Annotated in this window: 26 protein-coding genes and 3 tRNA genes; 14 read left to right on the top strand and 15 right to left on the bottom strand. The window is 70.8% G+C overall.

Annotated elements, in window-relative coordinates; all coding sequences use genetic code 11:
- Positions 1-11: 11 nt before the first annotated feature.
- Complete coding sequence (locus D3273_RS14000) at positions 12-1,469, bottom strand: OpgD/OpgG family glucan biosynthesis protein (RefSeq protein ID WP_245501158.1); 1,458 nt, start codon at positions 1,467-1,469, stop codon at positions 12-14.
- A gap of 316 nt (positions 1,470-1,785) precedes the next feature.
- Between D3273_RS14000 and glmU the strand changes: the two genes are divergently transcribed.
- Together glmU and glmS are read left to right on the top strand one after the other, a co-directional pair.
- Positions 1,786-3,147, top strand: coding sequence for a bifunctional UDP-N-acetylglucosamine diphosphorylase/glucosamine-1-phosphate N-acetyltransferase GlmU (glmU, locus tag D3273_RS13995; protein WP_129227501.1), 1,362 nt, complete (start codon positions 1,786-1,788; stop codon positions 3,145-3,147).
- A 122-nt stretch (positions 3,148-3,269) separates the two neighbouring features.
- Positions 3,270-5,099, top strand: coding sequence for a glutamine--fructose-6-phosphate transaminase (isomerizing) (gene glmS / locus D3273_RS13990; RefSeq protein ID WP_129227500.1), 1,830 nt, complete (start codon positions 3,270-3,272; stop codon positions 5,097-5,099).
- 10 nt (positions 5,100-5,109) lie between these two features.
- On the opposite strand, the gene D3273_RS13985 is transcribed toward glmS, so the two are convergent.
- On the bottom strand, positions 5,110-5,484 hold the full coding sequence (locus D3273_RS13985; protein ID WP_129227499.1) for a hypothetical protein: 375 nt from the start codon (positions 5,482-5,484) through the stop codon (positions 5,110-5,112).
- Between the two features lie 171 nt (positions 5,485-5,655).
- Between D3273_RS13985 and D3273_RS13980 the strand changes: the two genes are divergently transcribed.
- The 3 genes from D3273_RS13980 (at position 5,656) to D3273_RS13970 (ending at position 6,609) form a co-directional block, all read left to right on the top strand.
- Positions 5,656-5,895 carry a hypothetical protein gene (locus D3273_RS13980; protein WP_129227498.1) on the top strand — a complete coding sequence of 80 codons (240 nt, stop codon included), beginning with the start codon at positions 5,656-5,658 and terminating at the stop codon, positions 5,893-5,895.
- 148 nt (positions 5,896-6,043) lie between these two features.
- Positions 6,044-6,292, top strand: coding sequence for a hypothetical protein (locus D3273_RS13975; RefSeq protein WP_129227497.1), 249 nt, complete (start codon positions 6,044-6,046; stop codon positions 6,290-6,292).
- Between the two features lie 17 nt (positions 6,293-6,309).
- On the top strand, positions 6,310-6,609 hold the full coding sequence (locus D3273_RS13970) for a YciI family protein (RefSeq protein WP_129227496.1): 300 nt from the start codon (positions 6,310-6,312) through the stop codon (positions 6,607-6,609).
- Between the two features lie 57 nt (positions 6,610-6,666).
- Here D3273_RS13970 and eutC read toward each other — a convergent pair whose 3' ends face one another.
- The 3 genes from eutC to D3273_RS13955 form a co-directional block, all read right to left on the bottom strand.
- On the bottom strand, positions 6,667-7,467 hold the full coding sequence (eutC, locus tag D3273_RS13965; protein ID WP_129227495.1) for an ethanolamine ammonia-lyase subunit EutC: 801 nt from the start codon (positions 7,465-7,467) through the stop codon (positions 6,667-6,669).
- Complete coding sequence (locus tag D3273_RS13960; RefSeq protein ID WP_129227494.1) at positions 7,464-8,846, bottom strand: ethanolamine ammonia-lyase subunit EutB; 1,383 nt, start codon at positions 8,844-8,846, stop codon at positions 7,464-7,466. Before D3273_RS13960 ends, eutC begins: the two co-directional genes overlap by 4 nt.
- Before the next feature lie 61 nt (positions 8,847-8,907).
- Entirely contained in the window at positions 8,908-9,342 is a 435-nt protein-coding gene (locus tag D3273_RS13955; RefSeq protein ID WP_245501157.1) for a hypothetical protein, read from the bottom strand.
- Between the two features lie 160 nt (positions 9,343-9,502).
- Between D3273_RS13955 and D3273_RS13950 the strand changes: the two genes are divergently transcribed.
- The 5 genes from D3273_RS13950 to D3273_RS13930 all read left to right on the top strand — a co-directional run bounded on the left by D3273_RS13950 (position 9,503) and on the right by D3273_RS13930 (position 13,947).
- Entirely contained in the window at positions 9,503-10,609 is a 1,107-nt protein-coding gene (locus D3273_RS13950) for an ABC transporter substrate-binding protein (protein ID WP_129227492.1), read from the top strand.
- A 128-nt stretch (positions 10,610-10,737) separates the two neighbouring features.
- Entirely contained in the window at positions 10,738-11,601 is an 864-nt protein-coding gene (locus tag D3273_RS13945) for an ABC transporter permease (protein ID WP_129227517.1), read from the top strand.
- Positions 11,598-12,386 carry an ABC transporter permease gene (locus D3273_RS13940; RefSeq protein WP_129227491.1) on the top strand — a complete coding sequence of 263 codons (789 nt, stop codon included), beginning with the start codon at positions 11,598-11,600 and terminating at the stop codon, positions 12,384-12,386. The genes D3273_RS13945 and D3273_RS13940 overlap by 4 nt, the downstream gene beginning before the upstream one ends.
- A 4-nt stretch (positions 12,387-12,390) precedes the next feature.
- Positions 12,391-13,452 carry an ABC transporter ATP-binding protein gene (locus tag D3273_RS13935; RefSeq protein ID WP_129227490.1) on the top strand — a complete coding sequence of 354 codons (1,062 nt, stop codon included), beginning with the start codon at positions 12,391-12,393 and terminating at the stop codon, positions 13,450-13,452.
- Between the two features lie 63 nt (positions 13,453-13,515).
- Positions 13,516-13,947, top strand: a complete 432-nt coding sequence (locus D3273_RS13930; RefSeq protein WP_129227489.1) for a GlcG/HbpS family heme-binding protein — start codon at positions 13,516-13,518, stop codon at positions 13,945-13,947.
- A gap of 295 nt (positions 13,948-14,242) precedes the next feature.
- Here the strand turns inward: D3273_RS13930 and D3273_RS13925 are convergent, their stop codons facing one another.
- The 7 genes from D3273_RS13925 to D3273_RS13895 form a co-directional block, all read right to left on the bottom strand.
- On the bottom strand, positions 14,243-15,136 hold the full coding sequence (locus D3273_RS13925) for a dienelactone hydrolase family protein (protein ID WP_129227488.1): 894 nt from the start codon (positions 15,134-15,136) through the stop codon (positions 14,243-14,245).
- A gap of 48 nt (positions 15,137-15,184) precedes the next feature.
- A complete protein-coding gene (locus tag D3273_RS13920) occupies positions 15,185-15,694 on the bottom strand; it encodes a hypothetical protein (protein WP_129227487.1) in 510 nt (169 codons plus the stop codon).
- Positions 15,681-15,968, bottom strand: a complete 288-nt coding sequence (locus D3273_RS13915; protein WP_129227486.1) for a hypothetical protein — start codon at positions 15,966-15,968, stop codon at positions 15,681-15,683. The genes D3273_RS13920 and D3273_RS13915 overlap by 14 nt, the downstream gene beginning before the upstream one ends.
- A 68-nt stretch (positions 15,969-16,036) precedes the next feature.
- A complete protein-coding gene (locus D3273_RS13910; protein ID WP_165359490.1) occupies positions 16,037-16,546 on the bottom strand; it encodes a DUF934 domain-containing protein in 510 nt (169 codons plus the stop codon).
- Positions 16,546-17,280, bottom strand: a complete 735-nt coding sequence (locus D3273_RS13905; RefSeq protein ID WP_129227484.1) for a phosphoadenylyl-sulfate reductase — start codon at positions 17,278-17,280, stop codon at positions 16,546-16,548. Before D3273_RS13905 ends, D3273_RS13910 begins: the two co-directional genes overlap by 1 nt.
- Positions 17,281-17,284: 4 nt before the next feature.
- Complete coding sequence (locus tag D3273_RS13900; RefSeq protein WP_129227483.1) at positions 17,285-18,955, bottom strand: nitrite/sulfite reductase; 1,671 nt, start codon at positions 18,953-18,955, stop codon at positions 17,285-17,287.
- Positions 18,942-19,271, bottom strand: a complete 330-nt coding sequence (locus D3273_RS13895; RefSeq protein WP_165359489.1) for a DUF2849 domain-containing protein — start codon at positions 19,269-19,271, stop codon at positions 18,942-18,944. The genes D3273_RS13900 and D3273_RS13895 overlap by 14 nt, the downstream gene beginning before the upstream one ends.
- 332 nt (positions 19,272-19,603) lie before the next feature.
- On the opposite strand from D3273_RS13895, the gene D3273_RS13890 reads away from it, so the two are divergent.
- From D3273_RS13890 to D3273_RS13875, 4 genes are all read left to right on the top strand, one after another.
- Positions 19,604-19,676 (top strand) — tRNA-Val (locus D3273_RS13890).
- Positions 19,677-19,738: 62 nt separating this feature from the next.
- A complete protein-coding gene (locus D3273_RS13885) occupies positions 19,739-20,416 on the top strand; it encodes a COG3904 family protein (protein WP_129227481.1) in 678 nt (225 codons plus the stop codon).
- 133 nt (positions 20,417-20,549) lie between these two features.
- Positions 20,550-20,626, top strand: a tRNA-Asp gene (locus D3273_RS13880).
- A gap of 75 nt (positions 20,627-20,701) precedes the next feature.
- Positions 20,702-20,778: transfer RNA gene (locus D3273_RS13875), tRNA-Asp, on the top strand.
- A 75-nt stretch (positions 20,779-20,853) separates the two neighbouring features.
- Here the strand turns inward: D3273_RS13875 and D3273_RS13870 are convergent.
- The 3 genes from D3273_RS13870 to D3273_RS28785 all read right to left on the bottom strand — a co-directional run bounded on the left by D3273_RS13870 (position 20,854) and on the right by D3273_RS28785 (position 23,828).
- Entirely contained in the window at positions 20,854-21,465 is a 612-nt protein-coding gene (locus tag D3273_RS13870; protein ID WP_165359488.1) for a DUF892 family protein, read from the bottom strand.
- 157 nt (positions 21,466-21,622) lie between these two features.
- Positions 21,623-23,341, bottom strand: a complete 1,719-nt coding sequence (locus D3273_RS13865) for an FAD-dependent oxidoreductase (protein WP_129227479.1) — start codon at positions 23,339-23,341, stop codon at positions 21,623-21,625.
- A 139-nt stretch (positions 23,342-23,480) separates the two neighbouring features.
- The gene (locus tag D3273_RS28785; RefSeq protein ID WP_129227478.1) at positions 23,481-23,828 is read right to left on the bottom strand and encodes a molybdopterin oxidoreductase; all 348 of its coding nucleotides are present in this window, start codon (positions 23,826-23,828) and stop codon (positions 23,481-23,483) included.
- Positions 23,829-23,838: the final 10 nt, after the last annotated feature.

Below are 23,838 nucleotides of genomic sequence, written 5' to 3'. Positions count from 1 at the left end.
AGGCTCCACGGTCACGCCGTCCATCGGTACAGCCATGTCTCGCTCACCGGCTTTCCGCCGTTCTCCAGCACGAGGCGGAGCTCCGACAGCGCGTCGCCGCCGAAGTCCATGTCGAAGAGCACGCGAAAGGTCTTCCGCTCGCGCGACACGAAGGTCTTGAGGGATCCGACCGCGCCCGCCGACGCCGTCAGCATCGGCCTCACGTCGTGGCTCGCCACCGGGTCAGCGAAGGCGTCGCCGGCGAACTCGACGATGAAGCGCCGGCGCTTGGTCGTGCCGATGCGGCCGACGCGCGTATCCGTGACGGTGGCGAGCGGCGGCCGGTCCGGCGGGGTCCAGCACCAGAACTGGCGGTAGGAGAAGGACGCCTCGCCCGACGGGTCGAGCACCGCCTTCGGGCGCCAGAAGCAGATGATGTTGTCGTTATTCTCGGAATCGGTCGGGATCTCGACGAGCTCGACGCTGCCCTCGCCCCAATCGGTGATGGGCTCGATCCACAGCGAGGGGCGCAGTTCCCAATGCTGCTCGTCGTCCTGCAGCATGGAAAAGTCGCGCTGGCGCTGCAGCAGGCCAAAGCCCTTGGGGTTGGCGTCGACGAAGACCGACACCTGGAGCGTCGAAGGGTTCGACACCGGCCGCCACAGCCATTCGCCGTTGCCGTTCAGCACCTGCAGCCCCGACACGTCGTAGGCGCCGAGCCTCACGTCGTCGGCGGAATGACGGCTCGTCGGGCCGAACAGGAACATGCCCGTCATGCCGCCGAGGCCGTAGAAATCGGCCGGGCTGCGCGAGAACAGCGTGCATTCCGTGTCGATGATGGTGATCTCGCCCGGCCGCAGCGTGAAGCGGAAGGCGCCCGTCATGCTTTCCGAGTCGACCAGCGCGCTGATCACCAGGGCGTCCGTCGCGAGCGCCGGCTTCTCGATCCACACTTCCCGGATGGCGGGGAACTCCTCGCCCTTGGGGTCGGCGGTCCGGATCATCAGGGCGCGGGCCGTGACGCCGAAGTTCTGCCCGTTGGCCAGCGCGCGGAAGAAGGACGCGCCCTGGAAGATCGCCGAATCGACGAGGCCCCGGGCGCCCCGGGCGTGGAGCACGCGGAAGCCCGAGAACCCGATGTCGCCGACGTCGGCCGGGGGCTGCACCTTGCCGAAGTCGAACTGGCTCGCCGCATAGGCCAGCCGGCGGACGGCCCCGCCCTCGACCACGTTGATCGCCATCGGGGCGGAGAACAGGAAGCCGCGGTGCAGCGGCTCGATCGCGAAGCCGACGTTGTCGGCGGCCCAGAGCGCGGTGCCGGCCTTGGGGCGCATCGACACGTATTGGTCGTAGGTGAGGTTCGAGAAGGCGCCGGGCAGCGACGCGGACGGCGCCTCGTAGCCCTTCTTGGCGAGGGCGCGGGCCTTGTCGACCACGGCCGACAGGTCGAAGGCGGGGACCGGAGGGGTCGAGCCCTGGGGTGCCCCCACGGGAGCTCCGGCCGGCGCCGGGGGGGACTCGGCCGCGGCGGCCGGTGCCAGGCCGGCGCCGAGCCCCGTGGCGGCCCATTTCAAGAGATCCCGGCGAAGGAGCATCGGCCATCTGGAACGAGAACACAGCAACGCCGACGCCGCCCGGTCACCGGGCGCCGCCGGTCGCTCACCTCCCTATAGCCCATCTGCGACGCGCCGCGAGGCGATTTTTGCGCCCCTCCACCGGGGTGCGCGGCGCCGGTGCGGCTTCGCCTCAATCCGCTGTTAAGCCTGCAGGCCGATGGGAAAGACTGACGTGCTGGAAAGGGATGGGATGATCGGAGCGAGACGGTGCCTCGCCGTGGTGCTGGCGGCGGGGGAAGGGACGCGCATGCGCTCCGACACGCCCAAGGTCCTGCACCGGCTCGCGGGGCGCACCATGCTGGGCCACGTGCTCGGCACGGTGGCGGAAGCCGGCGCCGAAGCCGTCGTGGTGGTGGTCGGCCCGGGGCGCGACGACGTCGCCGCCGAAGCGCGCCGCGCTTTTCCGGGGGCCGAGATCGCCGTGCAGGCCGAGCGGCTCGGCACCGCCCACGCCGTGCTGGCGGCGCGAAGCGCGATCGCCCGCGGCTACGACGACGTGCTCGTGCTCTTCGCCGACGTTCCGCTGGTGGCCCCCGACGTGCTGCGCGGCCTGCGCGCCGCGCTGGCGGACGGCAACGGCCTCGTGGCGTTGGGGTTCGACGCCGCCGACCCGACCGGCTACGGCCGCCTGCTGGTCCGGGACGGCGCGCTCGTCGCCATCCGGGAACACAAGGACGCGACCGAGGCCGAGCGCGCCGTGACGCTGTGCTTCGCGGGCCCCATGGCGCTCGACGGGGCGGGCGCGCTCGACCTGCTCGACCGGGTCGGCTGCGACAACGCCCAGGCGGAATACTACCTCACCGAAGCGGTCGAACTCGCCCGCGCCGACGGGCGGCGCTGCGCCGCCCTGGCCTGCCCGGAGCTGCAGGCGATGGGGGTGAACGACCGCGCGCAGCTCGCCGCCGCCGAAGCCGCCGTGCAGGCTCGCCTGCGCGTCGCGGCGATGCGCGGCGGCACGACGCTGCAGGCGCCCGATACCGTTTTCCTGAGCCACGACACCAGCTTCGGGCGGGACGTGACGGTGGAACCTCATGTCGTGTTCGGGCCGGGCGTGCGGGTCGAGGACGGCGCTGTCGTCCACGCCTTCTCGCACCTGGAGGGGGCCCAGGTGGGGCCGCGCGCCAGCGTCGGGCCCTATGCCCGGCTGCGTCCGGGGGCGTCGCTCGGGCGGGACGCGAAGGTGGGCAACTTCGTCGAAGTGAAGAGCGCGGACATCGGCGCCGGCGCCAAGGTGAGCCACCTCACCTACATCGGCGACGCCAGCGTGGGCGCGGACGCCAACATCGGCGCCGGCACGGTGACCTGCAACTACGACGGTTACGGCAAGTTCCGCACCACCATCGGCGAGGGCGCCTTCATCGGCTCCAACGCGTCGCTGGTGGCGCCCGTCACGATCGGCCGGGGCGCCTATGTGGCGTCCGGGTCGTCCGTGACCGAGGACGTGCCCGAGGACGCGCTGGCGATCGGCCGCGCCCGCCAGACCACGAAGGCGGGGCGGGCGAAGAGCCTGCGCGCCGAGCGGGCCGCCGCCAAGGCGGCGCGCCAGGGTTGATGCGCCGCCGGGGCGGGGCGGGAGTAGGCCATGCGGCGGGATTCACCAGGGCCCGATCTGCTTTGCAGACGGGCGCGGTCCTGCGCTAAAACCCGGCGACGCAACAGCGAGGATATCGGCCCATGTGCGGCATCGTAGGCATTCTCGGCGCCGGCCCGGTGGCCGACCAGATCGTCGAAGCGCTGAAGCGGCTCGAATACCGCGGCTACGATTCCGCCGGCATCGCCACCCTGGAGGGGGACGGCGCGCTCGACCGCCGCCGCGCGCCGGGCAAGCTGAAGAACCTGGAGGTCCGCCTGTCCAACGCGCCGCTGCGCGGCGCCATCGGCATCGGCCACACCCGTTGGGCCACGCACGGCAAGCCCAACGAGACCAACGCCCACCCGCATGCCAGCGAGCGGGTCGCCATCGTCCACAACGGCATCATCGAGAACTTCCGCGAGCTCCGCGACGAGCTGGCCGCGCAGGGCCACGTGTTCGCGACGGAAACCGATTCCGAGGTCGTCGCCCACCTCGTCACGGCCGAGCTCGACGCCGGCAAGGCGCCGAAGGACGCCGTCGCGGCGGCCTTGCCCCGCCTGCACGGGGCCTTCGCGCTCGCCTTCCTGTTCGCCGGCGAGCCCGACCTCCTCATCGGTGCCCGCCGCGGCGCACCCCTCGCCATGGGCTACGGCGACGGCGAAATGTATCTCGGCTCCGACGGGCTGGCCCTGGCGCCCTTCACCGACGAGGTTTCCTACCTCGAGGAAGGCGATTGGATGGTGCTGACGCGCCATTCCGTCGAGTTCTACGACGAGTCCGATCGCCGCGTGTCGCGGCCGAAGCAGAAAAGCCTCGCCTCCGCGTTCCTGGTCGACAAGGGCAACTACCGCCACTTCATGGCGAAGGAGATCCACGAGCAGCCCGAGGTGGTGGGCCGCACCGTCGCCCATTACACGGACCTGTCGGCCGGCCGCGTCGCTCTCCCCTTCGAACTGCCCTTCGATCCCGCCAAGCTCGACCGCATCACCATTGTGGCCTGCGGCACCGCCTATATCGCGGGGCTGACGGCGAAATACTGGTTCGAGCGCATCGCCCGCGTGGCGGTGGACATCGACGTGGCGAGCGAGTTCCGCTACCGCGAGCCGCCGATGAGCCGCGACGGGGTGACGATCGTCATCTCCCAGTCGGGCGAAACCGCCGACACGCTGGCGTCGCTCCGCTACGCCAAGGCGCAGGGCCAGAAGATCGTCGGCGTGGTCAACGTCGGCAGCTCCACCATGGCGCGCGAATCGGACGTCCAGGCCCTGACCCTGGCCGGCCCCGAGATCGGCGTCGCGTCCACCAAGGCCTTCACGTGCCAGCTCGCCGTGCTGGCCTGCCTGGCGCTGGCCTTCGCACGGGCGCGGGGAGAGCTGACGGTGGAAGCGGAAGCCCGGTACGTGGCCGAGTTCCTGGCGCTGCCCGGCCTCATGGCGGAAGCGCTGAAGCACGAGCGCGACATCGAGGCGGTGGCGCACGACCTCGCCCGCGCGCGGGACGTGCTCTACCTGGGCCGCGGCACGGCGTTCCCGTTGGCGCTCGAAGGCGCCCTGAAGCTGAAGGAACTCAGCTACATCCACGCCGAAGGCTATGCCGCGGGCGAACTCAAGCACGGCCCGATCGCCCTGGTGGACGAGGACCTGCCCGTCATCGTCATCGCACCTCCGGACGGCGTGTTCGAGAAGACCGTGTCCAACATGCAGGAGGTGGCGGCGCGCGGTGGCCGCATCGTCCTCATCGGCGGGGCGGGCGGTGCCGAAGCGGCGTCGCTGAAGCTTCACGCTTCGATCGTCATGCCCGCCATGGCGCCGACCTTCGCCGCCATCGTCTACGCGCTGCCGGTGCAGCTGCTCGCCTACCACACGGCCGTCTTCATGGGGAAGGACGCGGACCAGCCGCGCAACCTCGCCAAATCCGTCACGGTGGAATAGGGCCGGGCGTTCAGAAGCGCCGGAAGCCGCCGAACCGCCCCGGCCCACCGAAGCGCCCCGGCCCACCGAAGCGCCCCGGCCCACCGAAGCCCCTCGGCCCGCCGAACCGCCCCGGCCCACCGAAGCCCCCGAAACGCCTGAAGCCGAACGGGGCGAAGCGGGGCCTCCCCGGGACGAAGCCGAAGCGGCGGTAGGGCCTGAAACCCGCGCCGGAGCGGTAGCGCCACACGGGCCGGGCGAAGCAGCGGTACGGACCGCAGAACGCCTGCACGGCCACGACCGCGGACCCGGCCGCCTCGGGCGGCGGGACAGGCGCCGTGAAGGCGCCGGCGCCCCCCGAGGCCGCCATGGCCCCGGCGACGACCAGGATCCGCAAAGCCCTCATCACCCCGCCTCCGCTCCGCCGTGCCGATGTCGGCGCCGGTCTGGATCCGCTGCGCCGGCCCGGCGTTGCCGGTGTGGCACATGGATGGCCGATCGGCCATCCGCGCCATAGCCTTCGCGCGGGATCAGGCAGGTCTGAACCGTCGACGGCGGGGCTCGAGGGGGACCAATGGTGACGAGAATGATCGCCGGCCTGTTGTTGACGCTGGCCACGGTGGACGTGGCGTCGGCGAAGATGATGAGCGAGAAGGAGCGCATGCGCGCGCAGGCCGAGCATCTCTGCTACGGCGACGTGCAGAAGCTGTGCAGCGCCGACATCCCGGACGAGGGCAGGATCGCCGCCTGCATGAAGACCCACCGCGCCCGGCTCAGCCCCGGCTGCCGGAAAGTGTTAGACTCGGGGATGAAGTAGCGGCTGCAACCCGCTGATCCGTGTCTTTCCGGCCACGGTGTCCGAAATCGTCGCCCAGCGGGGAACGACGGCATCGCGGCTCCATTGACCGGTGAGCCACGGGCCGTCGATGCCACGCCGGCACCGCCGCCCCCGCGAGGAAGAACCGATGAACCTTCGCCTCCTGATCGCCGCCGCCCTGCTGACCGCGAGCGCGCTGCCCGCCGTCGCCGCCAAGCTCCCCTCCGACGCCACGAAGCTCCGCCAGCAGGCCGAGCACGTCTGCTACGGCGACGTGCAGAAGCTGTGCAACGACGCGATCCCCGACGAGGGCAAGATCAAGTCCTGCATGCAGGTCCACCACGCGGACCTCAGCCCGGCCTGCGCCAAGATCTACGACGAAGGCATCGACGGCTGAGCCGGGGCGGCCGTCCCGTGACGCAGTTCCTCGTCACCGCCCGCGACGGCACGGATGCCGATGCGCCGGCGCGCCGCGCGGCGGCCCGGCCCGCGCATCTCGCCTCCGTGGGCCGGCTCGGCGGCGCCATGATCATGGGCGGCGCCATGCTCGACGCGGCGGGCACGGCGGTGGGCTCCACCATGGTGGTGGACTTCCCCGACCGGGCCGCCCTCGACGCCTGGATCGCTTCGGACCCGTATACGGCCGGTGGGGTCTGGCGCGAGGTGGACGTCGCGCTGTTCCGAATCGCCGTGGAGCGTGGCGAGCCGGCCTGACCGGTCGCGGCGCGAGGCTCGCCCGCACCGCGCGCGTCAGGCCGAAACGGCGCCCCTTTAGCCGGCGAGCGGTGGGGCGTCCGGCGATCGCGCCAGGGCGGCATCGCCGCTGCCGTCCTTCAAGGCGACGCCGGTCAGCGACAGCGCGAGGGCCCGGTCGACCAGCCACGCGATCCGGCCGGCCGCAGCGTCCGGCACGAGCCCGCCGGGGCGGATGTTGGACACGCAGTTGCGCGCGGCGTCGGTGAGCCCGACGCGCGGGCCGAACGTGAGGTAGGCGCCGAGGCTGTCCGCCGCCGACAGGCCCGGCCTTTCCCCGATCAGCATCACGGTCAGGCGCGCGCCCGTCAGCGTGCCGACCTCGTCGCCGAGCGCCACCCGGCCCTGTCGCGCCAGCACGATCGGGGCGACGCTGCGCGGGGCGAGGCGCGGCAGCAAGGCGCCCAGCAGCGCCAAGGCGTTGCGGTCGACCGCGGCGGCCGACAGCCCGTCGGCCACCAGCACGCAGATGTCGGCTCCGGCCGCATCCGCCCCGCCCAGCAGCGACCGGCTGCGGGCGGACAGGCGCCGGCCGAAATCGGGACGTCGGAGGTATGTGGCACGGTCCGGCGCGGCGCTTTCGACCTCGACGGACGCATGTCCGAGCGAAGCCAGGCCCGACCGCAACGCGCCGAAATCGGCGGCGGCGTGGACCGCGTCGCGCGCCTGCGCGTGGGCGAGCCCCAGCTTAAGGACTTCGCGCGTCGGCAGGGACGCGCCGGCGCGGCCGAGCGCTAGGCGGGCCGGCGTCGACGCGGCGAGCTCCGCCCAGGGATCGGCCGTGACCGGGGCCGGCGGTCGCCCGGGAGGCGGGCTCACGCCGCTTCCGCCCGGGACAGGAGCGGGTGCGAGCCCGAAGCCTGGCGGAGCCGCCCGTCCGGCCCCGTGATGCCCATGCGCTGCAGCCACGCCTCGAACTCCGGGGCGCGCTTCAACCCCAGTGCGTCGCGGAGGTAGAGCTGGTCGTGGAAGGAGGTCGACTGGTAGTTCAGCATCACGTCGTCGGCCCCCGGCACGCCCATGATGTAGGTGACCCCCGCGGCGCCGAGCAGCGTCATCAGCGCGTCCATGTCGTCCGCGTCGGCCTCGGCGTGGTTGGTGTAGCAGGCGTCGCAGCCCAGCGGCAGGCCCATGAGCTTGCCGCAGAAGTGATCCTCAAGCCCCGCGCGGATGATCTGCTTGCCGTCGTAAAGGTATTCGGGTCCGATGAACCCCACCACCGTGTTGACGAGGAAGGGGTCGTAGGCCCGCGCCACCGCGTAGGCGCGCGCTTCCAGCGTCTGCTGGTCCACCCCGTGATGCGCTCCGGCCGACAGGGCCGAACCCTGGCCGGTCTCGAAATACATCACGTTCTGCCCCACCGTGCCGCGCTTCAGCGACCGTCCGGCATCGTTCGCTTCGCCGAGCAGGTCCAGCGTCACCCCGAAGGACGCGTTCGCGGCCTCGGTCCCCGCGATCGATTGGAACACGAGGTCGACCGGCACGCCGCGCTCGATCAGCCCGATCGTCGTCGTGGCGTGGGTGAGGATGCAGGCCTGGGTCGGGATGGCGTGGCGCGCGATGAGGTCGTCGATGAGGTGGCACAGCCGGGACAGCCCGGTCGGCGAATCGGAGGCGGGGTTGATGCCGATCACGGCATCGCCGCAGCCGTAGAGCAGGCCCTCGGCGATCACCGCCGCGATCCCGTCCGGATCGTCGGTCGGGTGGTTGGGCTGGAGCCGCACCGCCATCGTCCCGGGCAGCCCGATCGTGTTGCGGAAGCGGGTGACGACGCGGCACTTCTTCGCCGCCAGGATCAGGTCCTGGTTGCGCATGATCTTGGACACGGCCGCCGCCATCTCGGGCGTGATCCCCGGCGCGATCCGCGCCAGGGCGGCGGCGTCGGCGAGGTCGGACAGGAGCCAATCCCGGAAGTCGCCGACCGTGAGATGGGCGATCGGCGCGAAGGCGGCCTCGTCGTGCCGGTCGATGATCAGCCGCGTGACGTCGTCCTCCTCGTAGGGGATGAGCGGCCGGGCCAGGAACGCCTTCAGCGGCAGGTCGGCGAGGCAGTGGCGCGCCGCCAGCCGCTCTTCCGCCGACCCGGCCGCGATGCCGGCCAGCATGTCGCCCGAGCGCAGGGGCGTCGCCTTGGCCATCAGGTCCTTGAGGTCGGCGAAGGCCCAGGTGGTCCGGCCGACGGCGTGGGAATAGGCCATGAAGGGTCTCCGTGCTGACCGCGATGCAAGCGGCGGTCCAACGCTGGCCGCGCCCCGGGCGTCACCTGAACGCGTTCGGCAGGCTTTCGCGCTCCTTCTGGGCGGTCGGGCGGTAATCGTAGGTGGGATAGAACTCCGTGCGGTAGCCGCCCCAGGCGGTCTTCTCGACCGCGCGGTTGACCTCGCGCAGGCGTTCGGCGGGGAAGCGCAGCGTGACCACCTGCCCGACCCCCATCAGCACGTTCCAGGACAGGACCTCGACGCCCGGCGGCGGGAAGCTCTCGTAGAAGCCCTGCTTCCGCAGCCGGGCGTTGATCTCGTCGAGGGGCATCGATTCGTCGTGGCGGAAAAAGATGGTCAGCGTCGTCATGCCCTTGTCGGCGGGGGCGACCGCGGGCGGGGGCGGCGCCGGGACCGGGGCGTCCTGCGCCGGGGCGGGCCCGGTACCGAGCAGGCAGAGGAGCAGGGCCAGGGCGCCGTGGCGGGTTCTGAGCATCATGGGTCCTTTCGGGACGGTCGGCCCCCGGGCGGGAGCCGCAGTCTGGTGTGGGCGTGCCCGGTCCGGCTGTCGCCGGACTGTCAAAAAGCCATGCTAGCGCGGGCCGTCGCCGCAGGGCATCGTCGTCGTGCGGCACCGTCACGCATTGGGGAAGATCATGAAGACAGCCTCCAGGTTCCTGGCCTCGCTTTCGACGCTGGCCGTCGTGGCGGCGTCGGCTTCTCCGGCCTTCGCCCAGTCGTCCGACGACCTCGTCAAGGCCGCCAAGGCGGAAGGCGAGCTGTCGGTCATCGCGCTGCCCCACGACTGGTGCGGCTACGGCGGCATGATCGACGGCTTCAAGGCCAAATACGGCCTGAAGATGAACGAGCTGAACCCCGACGCCGGCTCTGGCGACGAGGTGGAGGCCATCCGCGCCAACAAGGGCAACAAGGGCCCGCAGGCGCCGGACGTCATCGACGTCGGCCTGTCCTTCGGCCCGACCGCCAAGTCCGAAGGGCTGCTGATGCCCTACAAGGTGCCGAACTGGGACTCGATCCCGGCCGACGACAAGGACGCCGACGGCGCCTGGACGGGCGATTATTACGGCGTGCTCGCCTTCGAGGTGAACAAGGACATCGTGAAGACGTCCCCGGCCGACTGGGCGGACCTGCTGACCCCCGAGTTCAAGAACACCGTGGCGCTGGCGGGCGACCCCCGCACGTCCAACCAGGCCATCCTCGCCGTCTACGCGGCCGGGCTGTCCAAGGCGGGTGGCGACGCCGCCAATGCGGCCGGCGCCGGGCTCGACTACTTCGCCGCGATGAACAAGGACGGCAATTTCGTGCCGACCATCGGCAAGGTGGCGTCGCTGGCGCAGGGCGCGACGCCGATCGTGGTGCGCTGGGACTACAACGCGCTGGCCGACCGCGACACGCTGAAGGGCAACCCGCCTGTCGACGTCGTCGTGCCCAAGACCGGCGTCGTGGCGGGCGTCTACGCCCAGGCCATCTCGGCCTTCGCGCCCCACCCCAACGCCGCCAAGCTGTGGATGGACTACGTCTACTCGGACGAAGGGCAGCTCAACTACCTGAAGGGCTACTGCCACCCGATCCGCTATGGGGCGCTGGTCGCCGCCAAGGCGGTTCCGGCCGAGCTGATGGCGAAGCTGCCCCCCGCCGAAGCCTATTCCCACGCGGCCTTCCCGACGATCGAGCAGCAGAACGCGTCCAAGGCCGCGATCACCACCGGTTGGGACAAGACGGTCGGCGCCAACGTGAAGTGACGGCCGGCGCCGGTTCGCCGGCGCCTCCCGCGACCGAGCCGGGCCGTGCGGGCGTGTCGCCCGCGCGCCCATCCCCCAGCCCGAGACGAGGCACGATGGAGCAGGTCGAGGCGGTCGCGCCGATCACGATGCCGGCACGGCCGAGGGCCCCGATGTCCCTGGCGTGGCTCGGCGTCGTGCCGTTCTTCTCCTTCGCGGCGCTGTTCCTGCTGCTGCCCACCGCCTACCTCGTGGTCGGCGCGTTCCAGGACAACGACGGCCATTTCACCCTGGCGAACCTGGCCGGGCTCGCCGAGCCCGGCATCGTCAGCGCCTACGCGATCAGCCTCGAAGTCAGCGCCGCGTCGGCGATCCTCGGGTCGGCCTTCGGCTTCCTCCTCGCCTGGGCGGTGGTGCTGGGCGGGCTGCCGGCCTGGCTCCGGCCGATGCTGCTGACCTTCTCGGGCGTGGCGTCGAACTTCGCCGGCCTGCCGCTCGCCTTCGCGTTCATCGCCACGCTGGGGCGCACCGGCCTCGTCACGACGATCCTGCAGTCCGTGTTCGGGTTCAGGCTCTACGGCACCGGCTTCAACATCCTGAGCTTCTCCGGCCTGACCCTCACCTACCTGTATTTCCAGATCCCCCTGATGGTGCTGATCCTCACGCCCGCGCTCGACGGGCTGAAGACGGAATGGCGCGAGGCCGCCACGATCCTCGGCGCCTCGCCCTTCGGCTATTGGCGCCACGTCGTGATGCCGATCCTGTGGCCGAGCCTGCTCGGCACGACGCTCCTGCTGTTCGCCAATTCATTCGGCGCCATCGCGACCGCCTACGGGCTGACGGGCTCGACGCTCAACCTCGTCACCATCCTGCTCTACGCCCAGATCCGGGGCGACGTGCTGCACAACCCGCATCTCGGCTACGCGCTGGCGCTCGGCATGGTGGTCATCACCGGCGTGTCGAACGCGCTCTACATCGCCTTGCGCACCCGGCACGAGAGGTGGATCCGGTGAAGCGCCCCCGGTTCGGGGCCTGGCTCGCCTTCGCGGTCGGCGTCGCCTATTTCGCCATCCCGCTGATCGGCACGGTGGAGTTCTCGCTGAGGATCCGCCGCGGCACCTACAGCCTCGACGCCTACGGCAACGTGCTGTCGGACCCGGCCTTCTGGAACACCTTCGGCTTCTCGGCCTCGGCGGCCGTCGCCACCATCGTGGCGGGCACGCTGCTGGTCGTGCCGACCGCCTACTGGATCCGGCTGCGGCTGCCCGGGCTTCGGCCCTACGTCGAGTTCATCACGCTGATGCCGCTGATCATCCCGGCCATCGTCCTCGTGTTCGGCTACCTGCGCCTCTACAACTCGTCCTCCTGGCTGCCGATGACCGGCGCGCCCTGGAGCACCGACGTGCTGATGGTGGCCGGCTACGTGGTGCTGGCGCTGCCCTACCTGTACCGGGCGGTGGACACGGGCATGCGCAGCATCGACGTGAGGAGCCTCACCGAGGCGGCGGAAAGCCTCGGCGCCGCCCGGTCCACCATCCTGTTCCGCGTCATCTTCCCCAACGTCCGCACGGCGGTGCTGAGCGGCGCCTTCCTGACCTTCGCCATCGTGATCGGCGAGTTCACGCTGGCGAGCCTGCTCGACCGGCCGGCCTTCGGCCCCTACCTGCAGCTCGTCGGCGCCAACAGGGCCTACGAGCCCTCCGCGCTCGCCTTCATCGCCTTCGCGGTCACCTGGGCCTGCATGGGGCTGATCCAGCTCTTCGCCCGCGACCCCGCCGCCCGCTCCGTGAAGGTGTGACCCCATGAGCTTCCTCGCCATCGAGCACCTGACCAAGAGCTACGGGTCGAACCAGGTGGTGCAGCGCTTCGACCTCGACGTGAAGGCGGGCGAGTTCGTCACCTTCCTCGGCCCTTCGGGCTGCGGCAAGACCACCACGCTGCGCATGATCGCCGGGTTCGAGACCGCGACCTCGGGGGCCATCCGCATCGCGGGGCGCGACGTCACGCATCTGCCGCCGAACGCGCGCGACGTCGGCATGGTGTTCCAGAACTACGCCCTGTTCCCCAACATGACGGCGGCCGGCAACGTCGCCTTCGGGCTGAAGGTGGCGAAGAAGCGGGCGGCGGACATCAAGGCGCGCGTGGCCGAGATGCTCGACCTCGTCAAGCTGCCCGGGCTCGCCGACCGCTATCCCTACCAGATGTCGGGCGGCCAGCAGCAGCGCGTCGCCCTGGCCCGCGCGCTCGCGACCTCGCCGAAGCTGCTGCTGCTCGACGAGCCCCTGTCGGCGCTCGACGCCAAGGTGCGGGTGGCGCTGCGGGACGAGCTGAAGGCCCTGCAGCGCGACCTCGGCATCACCACGGTCTTCGTCACCCACGACCAGGAGGAGGCCCTGTCCATGTCGGACCGGATCGTGGTGATGAGCGAGGGCCGCATCGAGCAGCTCGGCACGCCCTTCGAGATCTACAACCGGCCGCGGACGCGCTTCGTCGCCTCCTTCATCGGCACGCTCAACATCATCGAGGCGAAGGTCGTCGACGCCCGCGCCGGCGCCATCCGGATCGGCGGGCAGGACGCCCGCGTGGGGCGGCAGGTGTCCGTCGCCGACGGCGCCGACTGCACCGTGGCGCTCCGGCCCGAGGCGGTGTCGCTGCAGGACCCGGGCGACGGCTGCAACCGCATCGGCGGCACCATCCAGGACGTGTCGTTCCTCGGCGCCGTGGTGCGGATCAAGGTCGGGGTGGGCCAGGCCCGGATCATGCTCGACCGCTTCAACAGCCCCGGCCTGCCGCCGCCGAGCCCGGGCGAGCGCGTGACGCTGCATTTCTCGCCCGACGACCTCGTGCCGCTGGACGCGGCCTGAACCCTTGCGCCCGTGGCCGCGGCGCGGCAGGGTCGGGCCGCACCTCACCTGTCACGGATCCCCATGCCGCTCCTCAGCCTCGACCACGCCCGCACCATCCTCGACGCCGCCCTGAAGGCGGGGATGGAGCACACGTTCAAGCCCCTCGCCGTCGTGGTGCTCGACGCCCGCGGTGCCTTGAAGGCCTTCGCGGCGCAGGACGGCACGAGCCTCAAGCGCGGCGAGATTGCCCGCGGCAAGGCCGACGGCGCGCTCGCCCTGGGGATCGGCTCGCGAGCCGTGGCCAAGATGGCGGCGGAGCGCCCCACCTTCGTGGCGGCCGCCACCCACGCGGTCGGCGGCTCGCTGGTGCCGGCGCCGGGCGGCGTGCTGATCCTCGACGGCGGCGAGGTCGTGGGCGCCGTCGGCGTGTCGGGCGACCTCAGCGACAACGACGAGATCTGCGCCGTGGCGGGCATCGAGGCCGCCGGCCTCAAGGCCGAGACGGGCGCCTGACGGGCGTCGTCAGAGCCGGACAAGGGACGATGATGCAGCCTCCGCCGGGCAGGCTGCGCAGGCCGGGCCCGAGATCGACATCCCGGGTTCGGCCGATGAGCAGCGGACGACGGCCGAACAGCAGGAAGCTGCGCTGGATCCAACCGAGGATGGCGAGGGCCGTCGAGGGGCCGTGACCGGGTCTGCTGTCGCTCACGCTCGACCCGGTCCTGAGTGACGGCGTCCTCCGGCCGCGCGATGCGGCCGGAGGATTTGGCGTGGCGGACGGCGTCGTCCCGCTCGGGTGTGAGCCCGATCAGCCGACCATGCCGTGGTCCTTGAACCAGGCCTGCGCCTTGCCCCAGGCATCCTTGGCGGCGTCGGGGCGGTAGCTCGGGCGATAGTCGGCGAAGAAGCCGTGCGGGGCGTCGGGATAGACGACGACCTCGCTCGCCGTTCCCTTCAGCTCGGCCTGCATCTGCGCGATCAGCTCGGGCGGGATGTTGTCGTCGTGGCCGCCGTAGAGGCCGAGCACCGGCACCGTCACGTCGTGGCCGAAGTCGAGCGGGTTCTGCGGCTTGATCGCCGTCGGCGGCGAAGCCTTGCCGCCGAGGATGCCGTAGAACGCCACGGCGGCCTTCAGCTTCGGGTCGTGGCGGGCGTAGAGCCAGATCATGCGGCCGCCCCAGCAGAATCCCGTGGCGCCGACCCGCGTCGGGTCGCCCTTGTTCTCCTTCGCCGTCGCGAAGGCCACGGTCGCGTCGAGGTCCGACATCGCCTGAGCGTCCGGCACCTTCGGCACGATGTCGGTGATGATGGTCTTCACGTCGGCGTGGAGCGGGTCGCCTTGGCGCGCGAACAGCTCCGGCGCCACCGCGAGGTAGCCCAGCTTCGCGTAACGGCGGCACACGTCCTTGATGTACTCGTGGACGCCGAAGATCTCCTCGATCACCACCATCACGGGGAACGGGCCCGCGCCCTCCGGCATGGCGCGATAGGCGGGGATCTGCCCGTCGGCGGTCGGAATCTTGATCTCGCCGGCCACGAGCCCGTCCGCCGGCGTGGTGATCACCTGCGCCATCACGGGGTCGGCGGCGAGCGCGAAGCCGACCCCGAGCGACGCCACCAGGAAGGTGCGGCGGTCTGTGGACAAGGCCTCGCCGGGCCGTGGGAGCTGGTCGGGGTGCTGGGGCTGGCTGTTGTGGAACATGGGCGCGGTCCTGTGGGTGGGGGCGACCCCTGCCGGCGCGCTGGACACTCAGCGAGGCGGACAGAGGAGCAGGGTCAAGAACATCTTTTTCTCGGCCGGCGACATGGTCCTGAAAGCCACGAGCGCACTCCGGCTCTGCGCTATCGCGGACTTGGCATTCAGCGTCCTGTATCGCGCACTGACGTCGTAATCAGCACGGTGACGCTCCTCCTGCAGTGTCACGAACCCACTCGCGTAAGCGAGGAAATGTCGCCCGAAGAAGCCTGGTGGGGCGTAGGGAGCGTATCTGGTGGGCGGCGAGCTCTTCGACAGCGTGAGGCAGAGATCCTTGATCGTGCGGTGATCCACGCCGCGATGGACCAGCGCGTAGCGAGGTGTGTTCTGGTGGAGAGCTCCGACGATCTCGTCGGACAGGGCGGTCAACGTCAGATGGAACAGGGCGTAGTAGGCGCTCGAGATGCCGCGCCGGAGGTCGACCTGTCGAGGCGGGCCTTTGGGCGGCGGCGCGACCAGCCTGTCGGCCTGCTCGAGCAGATGGTCCGGATCAAGGATCGACATCCGCGGCCAATTCACTTTCGTTGGTGAAATCGACGAATGGGAAGCGGTCGTCTCCGGCCTTCTGAAGCGCCTGACGCAAGTCTACGATCGTGTTCAGCGCCTCGTCGCCGCTCAAGCTGGCATCGTCGCCAACCAGCACGACAACGACGCGGATGCCCTGCAATCCGTCCGCATCGACATCCGGCTCGGTCGCGATCCTGGCGATCCGATGGCCGGGCAACGATGCTGCGGCGACTTGGCCAACGAGCCCATCGAGATCGAAATTCGTGTCCATGAGGCGAAGCTATCAGCTTCGCACTTCGAGGCAAGGCGCGCGCCGACAGCGCGGGCCGGGCGGGAACCTCAGATCGCGGCCCGCCACGCCCACGGACGCCGCGGGTCCGCCGGGCGCTCCGCTCCGCCGTGGCCCGGCTGGTAGAAGTCGGTCATCACCGGGATCTTGCCGCCCTCCAGGGCGCGCAGCGTCGGCTCGTTCTCGATCAGGAAGGCGTCGAAGCCGCAGCGGCGCATCAGCTGGAGCTGGTCCCACAGCACGTCGCCGACGGCCCGGATCTCGCCCTTAAAGCCGTGCTGGCCCCGCAGGATCGAAGCCTTGGAGAAGGCGCGGCCGTCGCCGAACTTGGGGAAGGACAGCGCCACCAGGCTCAACCGGTCGAGGTCGGGCAGGATCGCGTCCACCATCTCGCCGGCGTCGAGCTTCACCCCGACGGGCGTGTTGATCCCGCGGCGGGCGTCGCCGAGGGCCAGCCATTGCGCCAGCGACATCACCACGGGGCCTTCGCCGGGCTGCTCGCCGTCGGGCAGGCTCCGCCACGGGTCGTCGACGAAGGCACCGTCCTTGAAGAGTCGCATCAGATGTCCTGTCCGGCCGAAAGGATGCCGAGGTGGATGCCGCATTCCGTCTTGCCCTTGCCGCGCCAGCGGCCCGCGCGGGCGTCCTCGCCGGGCTTCACCGGCGACGTGCAGGGGATGCAGCCGATCGAGGGATAGTTCTTCGCCACCATGCGGTGGCGGGGCAGGGCGTGCAGGTCGAGGTAGCGCAGGAGCTCGCTCGCGTCCCACCCCGCCAGGGGGTTGATCTTCACCCGCTCCCCTTCCGCCTCGAACAGCGGCAGCGCCGCCCGGGTGCCGCTTTGGAAGCGCTTCCGCCCGGTGATCCAGGCGTCGTAGCCCTCGATCGCATTGGCCAGCGGCTTCACCTTGCGGATCTCGCAGCACCCGTCGGGGTCGCTCGACCACAGGAACCCTTCCGGGTCGAGCGCCGCCAGATCCTCCTCGGAGGGCTGGACGGCGCGGACGTCGGTGAGGCCGAGCAGGCGGACCAGCTCGTCGCGGTAGTCGAGCGTTTCGGGGAACAGGAAGCCGGTGTCGACGAAGATCACCGGCGTCGCGGGGTCCACCTGGGCCACCATGTGGAGTAGCACGGCGGAATCCGCCCCGAAGCTCGACACGAGCGCGATCCGGCCCGGGAACAGGTCACGGATCGACAGGCGCAGCAGGGCGCCCGCGTCCATGGCGGCGAAACGGGCGCCCAGTCGCGATGCCGCGACCTGGTCGCCGAACAGCGTCACATCGTGGGCGCTCATGTGGTCAGATCTCCCGGCCCGCGTCGCGCTCGTAGAGCGCTTTCTTGAACGGGGCCATGCCGACGCGGCGGTAGGCGGCGAGGAAGTCCTCGTCGGCCCCCTCGCGCAGCCCCAGGTAGGTGTCGACCACGGTCTCGACCGCGTCGACGACGTCGTCGGTCGAGAAGCCCGGCCCGGTGAGGTCGCCCAGCGACGCGGTCTCGTCGCCCGAGCCGCCGAGCGTGATCTGGTAGGTTTCCTCGCCCTTCCGGTCGAGGCCGAGGATCCCGATGTGGCCGACGTGGTGGTGGCCGCAGGCGTTGATGCAGCCCGAGATCTTGATCTTGAGCTCGCCGATGTCCCTCGCCCGCTCGCCCTCGCCGAAGCGCTCGGAGATGCGCTGCGCCACCGGGATCGAGCGCGCGGTAGCCAGCGCGCAATAATCCAGCCCCGGGCAGGCGATGATATCGGTGACGAGGCCGGCATTGGGGGTCGCGAGCTTGGCGGCCTCCAGCGCGTCGTAGAGCGACGGCAGGTCGTCGAGGGCGACATCGGTCAGCACGAGGTTCTGCTCGTGGCTCACCCGCACCTCGCCGAAGGAATAGCGGTCGGCCAGGTCGGCGACGACGTCCATCTGGTCCGCCGACGCATCACCCGGGATGCCGCCGATGGGCTTCAGCGAGATCGTCACGATGCCGTAGCCGGCTTCCCGGTGCTTCGCCACGTTGGTGTCGACGAAGGCGGCGAAGCGCGGGTCCGATCCGCGACGCTGGGCGACGATCTCCGAGGCGGCCGGCCGCGCCGCATGCGCCGGGGGCGCGAAATAGGCGCGGATGCGGGCGACGTCGTCGGCCGGCAGGGTCAGCCCCTTCGGCCCCTTGGCGAACTCGGCCTCCACGGCCTCGCGCATCGGCTCGACGCCCTTCTCGTGCACCAGGATCTTGATGCGGGCCTTGTACTTGTTGTCGCGGCGGCCCTCCAGGTTGTAGACGCGCACGATCGCGTCGACGTAGGCGAGCAGGTCCGCCTCGGGCAGGAAGTCGCGGATCTTGTGGCCGATCATCGGCGTGCGGCCGAGGCCGCCGCCGACCCACACGCGGAAGCCGAGCGCGCCCGACGCGTCCTTCACCACCTGGAGCCCGATGTCGTGGGCCTGGATGACGGCGCGGTCGCGGTCGGCGCCCGTCACGGCGATCTTGAACTTGCGCGGCAGGAACGAATATTCCGGATGCAGCGACGACCATTGCCGCAGGATCTCGGCATAAGGGCGCGGGTCCGCGACCTCGTCGGCAGCGGCGCCGGCGAAATGGTCGGCCGTGACGTTGCGGATGCAGTTGCCCGAGGTCTGGATGGCGTGCATCTCGACCGTGGCGAGGTCGGCAAGGATGTCCGGGCAGTCCTGCAGCGCCGGCCAGTTGTACTGGATGTTCTGGCGGGTGGTGAAATGACCGTAGCCGCGGTCGTAGCGGCGCGCCACATGGGCCAGCATGCGCATCTGCTTGGACCGCAGCGAGCCGTAGGGGATCGCGACGCGCAGCATGTAGGCGTGGAGCTGCAGGTACACGCCGTTCATCAGCCGGTGCAGCTTGAACTGGTCCTCGGTCAGCTCGCCCGCGAGGCGGCGGCCGGTCTGGTCGCGGAACTGAGCGACCCGCTCGGCCACGAACTGGGCGTCGAACTCGTCATACCGATACATGGTCGTCCTCCTGCACCTGGGCCGGGGTCGAGCCGGGCTTGGTGAACTCGGGAAGGATGGTGGGGCCGCGGGCACGGATGGCTTCGCGGAGCTTGGTCGGCACGGGCACGCCGGCCTGCAGGGCCACGTCGACCGCGTAGACGTCGACGACGAGGCTCCGCACTTCCGCGGTCCGCCCCGCGTCGAGCCCCGCCGCGCTGTCGGCCTTGCCGGCGAAGATCGCGGCGCGGTCCAGCCGCTCGGTCCACCCTCCGCCGTCGTCGAGGAACACGACCACCCCGTCGGCGAGGCGACTGGCGGTGACGATTTGGGGCATGGGCGGACTGGCTCGCGCGTTCGTTCCGGGCTGGCCGTGTCGCATGCCGTCCCGACGGCTGGCAACGCCGGGCAAGCGCCAGGGTGAAGCGGATATAGAATTCCCCACTGAAATTACGAGAATTAAAAAATTCTACGTCCTAAATATGTATGTACCGGCCCGCGGCCGCGATGGCGCCGCGCGCTCCGGTCGGCGGCTGCGTCACGGCGCGGCTTGTGCGCGCCTCCGCGCGGGTGTTCCATGGCGGGCGGTCGGCGTTCCGTCCCGGGCGCCGATGTCGACTTGGAAGGCGACGGCGAATGCGTTATGACCTCGGGTCTTCCGAGCTGTTCGGGCGGTTAGCTCAGTCGGTAGAGCGTCTCGTTTACACCGAGAATGTCGGCGGTTCGAGCCCGTCACCGCCCACCGCCTCCCGCCCGCGGCGCACGGCGTCCTTTGCCGCTCGGCTGGGCCTCGCGGCGTCTGTCGTGCTGTCCGCCACCGCCGCTTTGTCCCCCGGCCGGGCGCTGGCGGCCGAACCCATGACGTTCGAGCTGCTGACCGTCGCCGGGGCCGCGCCCTGTTCCAAGCGCCGGTGTTCGAACGCCGAGGTGCGGGCGGACGTGATCGGCGCCCAGGGCGAGATCACCAACGACACGGCGGCGAGCTTCCAGGCCTTCGTCCAGGCCCACGGCGCCGATCCCGACTTCCGCCCCCTGGTGATGCTGAGCTCGCCGGGCGGCACGGTGGTGGGCGCCATGAAGCTCGGGCTGGTGCTGCGCCAGATCGGCGCCACCGTCCTGGTCGCCCGCGCGCGGGCCGAGGAGGGCTCGGACGACCTCCACGTCATGTCGAGCTACTGCATGTCGGCCTGCGTCTACGCCTTCTTCGGCGGCAAGCGGCGCATCATCCCGCCGGCGAGCCATCTCGGCATCCACCAGATGGCCATCTACAGCCACAGCTTCGATTTCTTCGGCGGCGGCGAGGAAACGGTCCGCTCCAAGGGCACGCCGGAACTCGTCGACGCGCTCAGCGCCTATACCAAGCTGATGGGCGTCAACCCGGCCGCCATCGCGGAAGCCGAGCAGGTCGATTCCTCGTCCATCCACATCCTCACCCCGAAGGAGATCGCCCGCTGGCGCGTGGGGACCCCGCGGCTGCACTGACGGCCGCCGCCGACGCGTCAGGGGGCACGAGAAATTCCCCCCTTCGCCGACGGCGCCCTTGACTCACCCAGGGGCGCCCCGTAGACACGCCTCACCGAGCGACACCGCTGCGATCACTCGCAGCGCGGTTCGCGGGGGAGTAGCTCAGTTGGTTAGAGCGCCGGCCTGTCACGCCGGAGGTCGCGGGTTCGAGTCCCGTCTCTCTCGCCAGTTCGTCTGGTTCGCGTCGTTAAGTCGAAGACACCGCGCCGAACGCGCCCTCCGTGGCGTTCATGTTCGGATCGTGGGGGAGTAGCTCAGTTGGTTAGAGCGCCGGCCTGTCACGCCGGAGGTCGCGGGTTCGAGTCCCGTCTCTCTCGCCACCCCATCGCCAGATCATCACATCGACCTCATCGCGGATCGGGATCGCCCGCCTCCAGCGCCGGACCGTTCGACCCTCAGCCGGGTCGCGCCTTGCCCCTGCCGATCAGGGCGACCGTCGCGGCGAGGCCGCACAGCGCCGCCGCGGCGGTCAAGGCCGGGTGCAGGGCAGCCGTGGTGGCGAGGGCGCTTTCGCCCGGATAGGGCGCCGAAGCGCGGCGGGCCAGCAGGTGGTCGTGAAGCCGCGTGAAGGCGCGGTCGATCGTGCGGGTTTCGACCATCGTGCGGTCGAGGAGCTTGGCCGCATCGGCGTGCCCGAGCGCCCGCGCGGCGCTCCGCAGCGTGCCGTATCGCGCGAGGTAGAAATGCGCCGCCACTTGGCCGTAGGCGATGTTGATCAGGTCGCGCTTGGCCGCGCCGCGGCGACGCGCCACTTCCCCTTCATTGGTGTCGCAGATGCCCTGCATGCCGGCGTCATGCCGGGCGTAGGGCGTGGCGCCGACCAGCGCGAAGACGCGCTCCAGCCGTTCCGCCTGGGCGAGGTTCTGCTTCGCGCCCGCCCGCACCATCCGCTTCAGCTTGGGCAGGGTCGAGGTTTCGCCGTTGCGCGCCGCCTGCGCGGCACCCTGCCGGTGTGCCCCGTAGAGCAGGCGCAGTCCGTCCTCGAAGAGCTGCCGATCCGCCGCCATCGTCCCGTCTCCCATGTCCCTGCCGTACGGCAGCAACATCCGCGACGGACGCTTGTTGCCGTGGCAGGGCGGCGACGGTGCGGCCGGTCCGGCTGGACCGGGGCTAGCCGGCACGGGCCATCGACCCTCGCCTGTCGAGCCGGACCCGCACGGCGGCCTATTCGGCGGCCGTCAGGTAGAGCTCGTTCCAGATCCTGGCGAGGTCGTCCTTCGGCAGGCCGACGAGGTCGATGCGGTCGTGGCCCATCAGCTTCACCGACGGCACCTTGTACTTCACCGCGACCTCGGCGATGCGCAGGAGCTGCGCGGGCGTGCAATGCCCGTCTTCGGTGTCGGGCATCATCGAAAAGGTCCCGTCGTCCAGGATCCGGGCCTGGACGTGCCCGTCGAGCCGCGACGCGTCCTCCGCCACCACCGCCCGGTCCGGCACGGCCTCCGACACCTGCTCGACGAAATAGTCCGTCAGCGCCGCGACCTGGGACTTGCAGGAGCCGCAGCCCATGCTGGCGCGGGTGGCCGCCATCACGGACCCGAGGTCGCGGTTGCCGGCCGCCACGCAGGCCCCGATGGCGCCCTTGGTGACGCCGTTGCAGTTGCAGACCTGCATTTCGGCGGGCATCTCCTCCAGCGTCACGGCCACAGGCGGGGCGCCGAGGTCGAACAGCAGCGCCAGCCGCTCCTCGGGCAGGGGGGAATCGCGGTCGAAGGCCTGCATCAGGTAGGCGGCCTTCGAGATCTCGCCCATCAGGATGCCGCCGACGAGGCGGCCGTCGCGCACGATCAGCTTCTTGTAGGTGCCGCGCTTGGGTTCGGCGAACTGGATCACCTCGTCGTGCTCGTCGTACGGCTCGGTGATGCCCATCGAGGCGAGCTCGACGCCCATCACCTTCAGCTTCGTGGCGAGCTTGGAACCGTGGTAGGCGGCCTGGGCGTCGCGCCCGGTGACGTGCTCGGCGAAGACCTTGGCCTGGTCCCACAGCGGCGCCACGAGGCCGTACACCTTGCCGCGGTGCTGCGCGCATTCGCCGACCGCGTAGACCGAGCGGTCGTCGATGGACTGCATGTGGTCGTTGACCACGATGGCCCGCTCCACCGTCAGGCCGGCGCGCAGCCCGATCTCGCTGTTCGGGCGCACGCCCGCCGCCACCACCACGAGGTCGCAGTCGATGGTCGTCCCGTCCTTGAAGGCGAGCCCGGCGACGCGGTCCTCGCCCAGCACCGCCGTGGTGGCCTTGCCGGTGTGGACGTGCAGGCCGAAGCCCTCTATCGTCCGGCGCAGCATGCCGCCCCCGGTGGCGTCGAGCTGCAGTTCCAGCAGGTGGCCGGCGAGGTGGACCACGTGCGACTCGCAGCCGAGGCCGCCCAGCGCCCGCGCCGCCTCGAGCCCGAGCAGACCGCCGCCGATCGTCACCGCCTTGCGGGCGCCCTTGGCGTAATCGGCGATGCCCGTGCAGTCGTCGAGCGTCCGGTAGGCGAAGACGCCCGTCTTCAGCGCGCCGTCGGCCGTGAAGGCGCCCGCGAAGGGCGGCACGAAGGCCTTCGAGCCCGTGGCGATGAGCAGGACGTCGTAGTTCTCGACGACGCCGCGCCGCGACCGCACGGCCTTGGCGGCGCGGTCGATCTCGACCACGCGATCGCCGCTGTGCAACGTGACGCCCGTTTCTGCATACCAAGCGGGCGTGTTGATCAGAATGTCATCGAGCGTCTTCGATCCTTCGAGGATGCCGGACAGCATGATGCGGTTGTAGTTCCCGTAAGGCTCGTCGCCGAACATGACGATGTCGAACAGCTCGCCGCCGCCCCGCGCCAGCACGTTCTCCACCGCCCTGGCCCCGGCCATGCCGTTGCCGACCACCACCAGCTTGCGTTTGGTCATGTCGAGGTCGCGTTCCTGCCTGCGGGTTCCGCGACGGGATCGCGAGATCCGTGCCACGCCGGGCCGTGTCGGCGCATGGCAGGGTTCCCGAAGGCTCCGCCCTGCGCCGGACGCCCGGCGTCGCTCGCCGGGACGGCGGTCAGATCTCCATCAGCCCGAGGTCGAGCACAATGTGGCCTTCCGCGCCCGCCGGCGCCGACACCAGCACGCCGAGGGTCGCGTCGGGTTCGAGGTCTTCCAGCACCGCCAGCGGCACGTGGATGGCCGCCTTGGCGCCGACGGGGAACAGCCGCATCACCGCGCCGTCCCGCGTGATGGTCAGGCACGCGAGCGCGTCGGCGGAATTGCCGGCGCGCAGGTAGATCGCCTGGGCGCGCCGGTCGGGCGGCACCCTGTAGGACAGGCTCGCGTCGAGCGGCACCGGGCGCTCGAACCCTGTCCCCACGAAGGGGAACACGCCGGTGAGGTTCTTGGGTCGCGACAGCATGGCGTCCGTC

It is taken from the genome of Lichenibacterium minor (assembly GCF_004137685.1).
Taxonomy (GTDB): domain Bacteria; phylum Pseudomonadota; class Alphaproteobacteria; order Rhizobiales; family Beijerinckiaceae; genus Lichenihabitans; species Lichenihabitans minor.
The sequence above is the reverse complement of the archived record's forward strand: the minus strand, read 5'-3'. Positions and strand labels throughout refer to the sequence as shown.

Excerpts from the sequence above, each read along its gene's own strand:
- glmU (WP_129227501.1), top strand. The coding sequence starts at position 1,786 with ATGATCGGAGCGAGACGGTGCCTCGCCGTGGTGCTGGCGGCGGGGGAA.
- D3273_RS13900 (WP_129227483.1), bottom strand. The coding sequence starts at position 18,955 with ATGTATCGGTATGACGAGTTCGACGCCCAGTTCGTGGCCGAGCGGGTC.
- D3273_RS13920 (WP_129227487.1), bottom strand. The coding sequence starts at position 15,694 with ATGTCGATCCTTGATCCGGACCATCTGCTCGAGCAGGCCGACAGGCTG.
- D3273_RS13870 (WP_165359488.1), bottom strand. The coding sequence starts at position 21,465 with ATGGCGGCGGATCGGCAGCTCTTCGAGGACGGACTGCGCCTGCTCTAC.
- D3273_RS13895 (WP_165359489.1), bottom strand. The coding sequence starts at position 19,271 with ATGCCCCAAATCGTCACCGCCAGTCGCCTCGCCGACGGGGTGGTCGTG.
- D3273_RS13925 (WP_129227488.1), bottom strand. The coding sequence starts at position 15,136 with ATGTTCCACAACAGCCAGCCCCAGCACCCCGACCAGCTCCCACGGCCC.
- D3273_RS13975 (WP_129227497.1), top strand. The coding sequence starts at position 6,044 with ATGAACCTTCGCCTCCTGATCGCCGCCGCCCTGCTGACCGCGAGCGCG.
- D3273_RS13955 (WP_245501157.1), bottom strand. The coding sequence starts at position 9,342 with ATGCTCAGAACCCGCCACGGCGCCCTGGCCCTGCTCCTCTGCCTGCTC.
- D3273_RS13950 (WP_129227492.1), top strand. The coding sequence starts at position 9,503 with ATGAAGACAGCCTCCAGGTTCCTGGCCTCGCTTTCGACGCTGGCCGTC.
- D3273_RS13985 (WP_129227499.1), bottom strand. The coding sequence starts at position 5,484 with ATGAGGGCTTTGCGGATCCTGGTCGTCGCCGGGGCCATGGCGGCCTCG.
- D3273_RS13905 (WP_129227484.1), bottom strand. The coding sequence starts at position 17,280 with ATGAGCGCCCACGATGTGACGCTGTTCGGCGACCAGGTCGCGGCATCG.
- D3273_RS13935 (WP_129227490.1), top strand. The coding sequence starts at position 12,391 with ATGAGCTTCCTCGCCATCGAGCACCTGACCAAGAGCTACGGGTCGAAC.
- D3273_RS13910 (WP_165359490.1), bottom strand. The coding sequence starts at position 16,546 with ATGCGACTCTTCAAGGACGGTGCCTTCGTCGACGACCCGTGGCGGAGC.
- glmS (WP_129227500.1), top strand. The coding sequence starts at position 3,270 with ATGTGCGGCATCGTAGGCATTCTCGGCGCCGGCCCGGTGGCCGACCAG.
- D3273_RS13915 (WP_129227486.1), bottom strand. The coding sequence starts at position 15,968 with ATGGACACGAATTTCGATCTCGATGGGCTCGTTGGCCAAGTCGCCGCA.
- D3273_RS13960 (WP_129227494.1), bottom strand. The coding sequence starts at position 8,846 with ATGGCCTATTCCCACGCCGTCGGCCGGACCACCTGGGCCTTCGCCGAC.
- D3273_RS13945 (WP_129227517.1), top strand. The coding sequence starts at position 10,738 with ATGCCGGCACGGCCGAGGGCCCCGATGTCCCTGGCGTGGCTCGGCGTC.
- D3273_RS28785 (WP_129227478.1), bottom strand. The coding sequence starts at position 23,828 with ATGCTGTCGCGACCCAAGAACCTCACCGGCGTGTTCCCCTTCGTGGGG.
- D3273_RS13930 (WP_129227489.1), top strand. The coding sequence starts at position 13,516 with ATGCCGCTCCTCAGCCTCGACCACGCCCGCACCATCCTCGACGCCGCC.
- D3273_RS13865 (WP_129227479.1), bottom strand. The coding sequence starts at position 23,341 with ATGACCAAACGCAAGCTGGTGGTGGTCGGCAACGGCATGGCCGGGGCC.